Annotated in this window: 5 protein-coding genes; all 5 read right to left on the bottom strand. The window is 77.2% G+C overall.

All coding sequences use genetic code 11. The features are described 5' to 3' along the window. Positions 1 to 897, bottom strand: an 897-nt coding sequence (locus ACOJUF_RS18230; RefSeq protein WP_420123239.1) for an SDR family oxidoreductase, incomplete at its 3' end; no start/stop codon positions are given. A 5-nt stretch (positions 898 to 902) separates the two neighbouring features. Next, on the bottom strand, positions 903 to 2,660 hold the full coding sequence (locus ACOJUF_RS18225) for an acyltransferase domain-containing protein (RefSeq protein ID WP_420123238.1): 1,758 nt from the start codon (positions 2,658 to 2,660) through the stop codon (positions 903 to 905). Positions 2,661 to 2,713: 53 nt separating this feature from the next. Next, positions 2,714 to 4,207: a class I adenylate-forming enzyme family protein gene (locus tag ACOJUF_RS18220; RefSeq protein ID WP_420123237.1), complete on the bottom strand. Its 1,494-nt coding sequence runs from the start codon at positions 4,205 to 4,207 to the stop codon at positions 2,714 to 2,716. Between the two features lie 9 nt (positions 4,208 to 4,216). Beyond that, positions 4,217 to 5,116: a hypothetical protein gene (locus ACOJUF_RS18215; protein WP_420123236.1), complete on the bottom strand. Its 900-nt coding sequence runs from the start codon at positions 5,114 to 5,116 to the stop codon at positions 4,217 to 4,219. After that, the coding region (locus ACOJUF_RS18210) for a 3-oxoacyl-[acyl-carrier-protein] synthase III C-terminal domain-containing protein (RefSeq protein ID WP_420123235.1) at positions 5,113 to 5,840 on the bottom strand (728 nt) is incomplete at its 5' end. The genes ACOJUF_RS18215 and ACOJUF_RS18210, both read right to left, overlap by 4 nt.

Raw genomic sequence — 5,840 nt, 5'->3', positions numbered from 1 at the left:
GGGCGCGGTCCCGGTGGTGGCGCCAGGGGCGGTCCGGGTGGTGGCGCCGGGGGCGGTCCGGGTGGTGGCGCCGGGGGCGGTCCGGGTGGTGGCGCCGGGGTCGGGCCCGGCCGGAGGTGGCGGCCCGGCGCTGAGCATCGCGTGCCCGAGCGACAGCCCGCCGTCGGCGACCAGGCACTGCCCGGTCACCCACGACGCGCCCGGCGAGGCGAGGAACCGCACGACCTCGGCCAGTTCGGCCTCGGTGCCCAGCCGGCCCAGCGGGGTCGCGCCGACGACGGTGGCCCGCAACCGGACGGCGTCCGGGAACAGGCCGGCCACCGCGTTGTCGAGCAGCCCGCCCGACGCGGTGTTGACCCGAATCCCGGCGGGGGCGAATTCGACGGCCAGGTAACGGGTCAGCGACTCCAGGGCGGCCTTGGCCGTGCCGATCGCGGTGTAGCCGTCCAGCACGAACGGGGACCCGACCGACGAGAGGTTGACGATCGCGCCGCCGGCCGGCATCAGTGCGGCCGCCCGCCGGGAGCACCACAGCGACCCCTTGAGGATCGTGTCGAAGGTGCGCGTCCAGTCCCGCTCGTCCAGCTCGTCCAGCGGCCGGAGCGCACCCAGGGCCGCGTTGTTCACCAGCACGTCCAGGCGTCCGACGTCCCGGGCGATCGTGTCGAACATGGCGTCGACCTGGTCCTGCCGGGCGACCGAGCCGCGCAGCAGCGTGATCGGGCACCCCTGGGCGGCCAGTTCGGCGCGCAGCGCCTCGGCCGCCTCGCGCGAGTGGAAGTAGTTGACCAGCACGGTGGCACCGGTCCGGGCGAACGCCCGGACGACCTCCCGGCCGACCCCCTTGGCGCCGCCGGTGACGAGTACGACCCGGCCGTCGGCCTCCGCGGTGGACATCGCCCTCAGCTCCGCTCGGCCACGGTGACGGTGCCGAGGCCGGTACCGGCGCGCAGCATGAAGTCGGCGATCGCGCCCAGGGTGGCCAGGTCGGCCAGCGGGACGTCGCGGCCGGCCGCCCCGCCGGGCAGCTGCTCGCTGACCCGGGCCAGCAGCTCGGTCTGCTTGACCGAGTCGATGCCCAGATCGGCTTCCAGGTCGGCGGTCTCGGTGAAGACCGACTCGGGGTAGTCCAGCGCGCCGGCGTAGGTGCGGCGCAGGTCGGCGAGCAGGGCGTTCCGGTCGGCGGTCACGGGCCGGTCGGCGGCCGCGGGCCGGTCGGCGGCCCCGGCGGGCCACCCCGGTGCCGGAGGGACGGTCGGCCCGGCCGGCGCCACCGCGCCGGGGGTGAGGGGCCCGCTGGCCAGCACGGCGTCGGCGATGCGGCCCAGCGTCGACAGCTCGGCCAGCCCGAGATCGGCCCCGGTCACGGCGACGCCGCACTCGTCCGACACCCGGGCCAGCAGTTCGGTCTGCTTGACCGAATCGACGCCGAGATCGGCCTCCAGGTCGGCGTCCTCGGTGAACACCGCGGCGGGATAGTCAAGGGCGGCCGCGTACGTCGCCCGCAACCGGGCGATCAGCTCGGCGCGGTTGGCGGCCGGCGCAGGCGCCGGGCCGCGGGGGGCGGGCGGGTCCGCGACCAGGGCGGGCGGGTCCGCGACCAGGGCGAGCGGTGCGCCGGGCACGGGGCCGGGCGCGTCGTCGACCGGGCCGACGGTCCCGACCACCGGAAGGGTCACGGACGGGCCGGCCGTGCCGGTGAGCTGCTCGCGCACCGCGCCGACCAGGTCCGGCCCGGGCCGGCTGCCGTCCAGGCAGGACAGGGTCCGGACGCCGGGCACGGTGCGGCGCACGGCCGACCCCAGCGCGTCCCGGGCGCCGCACTCCACCCACACGGTGTGCCCGTGCTCGTGCAGCCGGCGGACGGCGGACACCAGGTCGACCGGCCGGACCAGGTGGTGCGCCAGCAGCGCGGCCAGGTCGTCCCCGTCGCGGTAGTCGCGGCCCAGGATCGGCGAATGCACCCGGTGCCGCAGCGGGTGGACGATCACCCCGGCGACGGCGGTGCGGAACGCGGCGGCGGCGGCGCCGAGCGCCGGATGGTGGAAGGCGAACGGCGATCCGAGGACGGTCGCGCCGACCCCGAGCGCGGATGCGGCCGCCGCGATCCTGGCCAGGCCGGGGCGCGGGCCGGAGAGCACGGTCTGGCGCGGTGCGTTGCGGACCGCGACCACCACGCCCGGATCGTCGGCCGCGGCGACCAGGCCGGCCGCGACGTCCGCGCCCGCCGCCAGGGCCAGCATGCCGCCGTCGGGCGGGGCCGCGGCGGTGAGTCGGGCGGTGCGGGCGGCGACGATCCGCGCCCCGTCGGCCACGGTGAGCGCGCCCGCGGCGGTGAGCGCCGCGATCTCGCCGAGACTGTGGCCCATCAGCACGTCGGCATCACCGACCGTGCCGGCGATCTCGCCGAACAGGGCGACCGATGTGCCGAACAGGGCGAGCTGCAGGCCGACGGGTTCGGCGGCCAGCAGCTCGGCCAGCGGCCGTCCGCCGGCGGCCAGCAGCAGCTCGGTCACCCCGGCGCCGGTGGGCGGGACGGTCCGGTCGATCTCGTCGAGCACCGACCGCACCCCGGGGTGGTGGGCGAAGGCGGCCATCGCGCCGGGCAGGTAGGCGCCCTGGCCGGGGAAGAGGTAGACCCGGCGGGTGGACTCGGACATGGCTGTGGCTCCTTGCTGGCGCCCGGGCGGGGCGGGATGGGGGGTCGAGCGGATCAGGCGATCAGCCGGCCGGCGTCGGCGCGGACGGCCAGGGCCTTCTTGTCGGTCTTGCCGTTCTGGTTGAGCGGCAGCGCATCCACCAGCTCGCAGTGGCGCGGGATCTTGTAGTGCTCGAGCTGCTCGCGCAGCCGGTCCCGGAAGGTCGGCTGGTCCAGGTCGGTGACGGCGAACAGCACCGGCTCGGGCCGGTCCGCGGTGGGCGGCAGGACGGCGGCGGCGGCCACGCCCGGCACCCGCAGGGCGGCCGCCTCGACCTCGGTGGCACTGACCCGGAAGCCGCGCGACTTGTAGATGTCGTCGCGGCGGCCGACGAAGTAGAGGTAACCGTCCCCGTCGAGGTAGCCGTAGTCGCCGGACCGGAGCTCGACCCCGAGGTCGTCGGTCCGGTGGAAGCGCCGGGCCGTGAGGGCGGGTCGCCGCCAGTAGCCGGCCATCACATGCGGACCCCGGACGACGATCTCGCCGACCTGGCCGGGCGGCAGCGCGGTCCCGTCGTCGTCCAGCACGATCACCTCGGTGCCCGGCAGCGGACGCCCGCACGCCCCCGGCCGGGCCAGGTCGCCGTCCGGCGGCATGATGCTGACCCGTTTGCACTCGGTGAGGCCGAACATCAGCTGCACCGTCAGGCCGGGCAGCAGCCGCCGCAGCCGGGCGACGGTGGCGGCCGGCATGTCGGCGCCGGTGTTGGTCAGCAGGCGCAGATCGAGCCGGCCGCCGTAGCGTTCGAGCAGCCGGGCCAGGATGGCGGCCAGCGACGGCACCGCCGGCAGCACGGTCGCGCGGGCCGCGCGCAACCGGTGCAACAGCCCGACCCCGGCGTCCTGCGCCGACCCCAGATGCAGGTGGGCACCCCCGAGCGCGGCGAGGAACACCTGGTACAGGCCGTAGTCGAAAGACAGTGGCAGCGCGGAGAACACGACGTCGTCGGCGCGGTAGCCCAGCTGGGACTGGATGGCCCGGGCGGCGAACACCACCTGGGCGTGGGTGGAGACCACGGCGTTGGGCAGCCCGGTGCTGCCCGATGTGTAGATCAGGCAGACCGGGTCGACGCTCAGCGGCCGGGCCGGATCGGCCGGCGCGGCGGCGGCGATGCCCGCGCGCGCCGCCGATCCGGTCGCCACCGCGACGCCCCGCTCCACGGCCGCGGCCGCGGCGTCCGGGCGGTCGGTCACCAGCAGGGCCGGCTCGGTGTCGGCGAGCACGTGCCGGACCGTCGGGTCCAGGACCTCCTCGTGCAGCAGCACGACGACGGCGCCGAGCCGGGCGCAGCCGACCAGGAGCGGCACCGGCAGGAGGAGGTCGCGGGTCAGCACGACCACGCGGTCCCGCCGGCGGACCCCGGAGGTGGCCAGCCAGGCGGCCGCCCGGCGGCTGGCCGCGGCCAGATCGGCGTAGCTCAGGGTGGTCTCTCCGGCGGTCAGGGCCGGGGCGTGCGGGTCCCGGGCGGCGGCGTCGTCGAGCAGATCGAACAGCAGGGTGGGTTCCATGGCGTGCCCCTAGCGGTCGTGCGGCGGGTCCGGCCGGAGATCCGGCGCCGGGACGGGTGTCGGGCGGCCCCAGGTGACCAGGGCGAGGGTGGCGGTCGCCGGTTCGTACTCCACGACCGTCGTTCGCCGGGCCGGATCGGGCCGATCGTGGTCGGCGGCCAGCGCGTCGAAGACGGCGGTGCCGAGCCGGTCTCCCGGGGCCCGGCGCCAGGACCACCCGGCCGCCGGCGGCAGGGCCGGCCCGAGCACGACCAGGTCGGGCCGCTCGGTGGCCAGGGCCCCGGCCAGCACGTCGCCGAGCCGGTCGCCGGACACCCCGGCCCACTGCCGGACCGGGCCGAAACCCAGGTCCGGGCGGAGCGCCACGGCGTGGTCGGACCGGTCGTCCAGGGCGGACAGGTCGGGATCGGCGTAGGGCACCCGCGCCTGGTCCAGAGCGATCACCACGGCCGGGCGCCGGTCGGGGAAGGCGGCGGCGATCCGCAGCGCGGTGAACGGTGCCAGCCGGCCCTGGTCGGACACCGCGAACACCAGCCGGCCGGGCGCGGCGAGCGCACCGGCCACCGAGTCCCGCGGGTCCAGATCGGGGGTGACGTGGGCCAGCACGACCAGCTCCGCCCCCGTGGCCCCGGGCAGCCGGTCGAGCAGGGCGGCGGCCATCGCCGCGAACGACCGGCCCGGGCCGTCGCACCCGCGAGGCGGCGGGGCCGCGCCGGCGGCCAGCCGGTCGGCCCACAGGGCGCGCAGCCCGGGACCGGCGGGGTGCCCGCCGGCGTGCGGAAAAGTCAGGGCCAGAACCGGTCTCGGCGCCCGCTCGGGCGCCGGCCGGCCATCCGTGGCCGCTGCCGGGGCCGCTGCCGTGGCCGCTGCCGTGACCGGCGCCGCCGGTGCGCCCAGGACGGCGGTCATCCCGACCACCCGCCGGCCGGCCCGCGGGCCTGCATCACCATCGCCGCGTAGACCGCGCCGAGCCCGACGCTGGCCAGCAGGTAGGGCCGGCCCGGCGGCAATCGGTCGGCGTCGACCGCGCAGCGGTAGTTGACGAAGGGATCGGCGCAGAAGGCGTGCCCGGTGACCGGCACGTTGTCCAGGAAGATGCGGTCCAGCGGTAACCCCAGCAGGGCCGCCACCCGGACCCATGAGGCGCGGTTGACGTTGTGCGGCAGGATCATCGCCAGATCGGCCAGCTCCAGGCCGGCCCGGGCCACGGCCGCCTGGACGACCTCGGCCAGGGTCTGCGGGTAGCGCTGGTGGAACCGGGACCGGGTCGGCCCGGCCATCGCGGTGCCGTCGCGGAACTCGCCGTCGACCCGCCACTCGTAGGACAGCACGCGGTCGCCCGCGCCGGACCGGCCGACCAGCAGGGCCGCGCTCGCCTCACCGGTCACCGTGGGCGCCGGCATCGTCCGGTTGACCGCGGGGTAGGCCTTCTCGCCGGTCAGCACCAGGGCCAGCGCGTCCTCCTCGTCGGTGGCCAGCAGCCGGCCGGCCAGGTCGAGGGCGAGCAGGCCGGACGCGCAGGCGTGCTGGGTGACCGCGAAGGCCACCGCACCGGACAGTCCGAGGGCGGTCCGGACGGACTGCACCGGCGGGGTCGCGTGCGGTCCGCTCGGCGGCACGACGAGCCCGACGC

This window comes from Nakamurella sp., assembly GCF_048594475.1.
Lineage (GTDB): Bacteria > Actinomycetota > Actinomycetes > Mycobacteriales > Nakamurellaceae > Nakamurella.
Note: the sequence above shows the minus strand (reverse complement) of the source record. Positions and strands in the feature narration are given on the sequence as shown.

Bases quoted from the DNA above. Each gene is read 5' to 3' on its own strand.
- ACOJUF_RS18225 (WP_420123238.1), bottom strand. From the start codon at position 2,660: ATGTCCGAGTCCACCCGCCGGGTCTACCTCTTCCCCGGCCAGGGCGCC.
- ACOJUF_RS18220 (WP_420123237.1), bottom strand. From the start codon at position 4,207: ATGGAACCCACCCTGCTGTTCGATCTGCTCGACGACGCCGCCGCCCGG.
- ACOJUF_RS18215 (WP_420123236.1), bottom strand. From the start codon at position 5,116: ATGACCGCCGTCCTGGGCGCACCGGCGGCGCCGGTCACGGCAGCGGCC.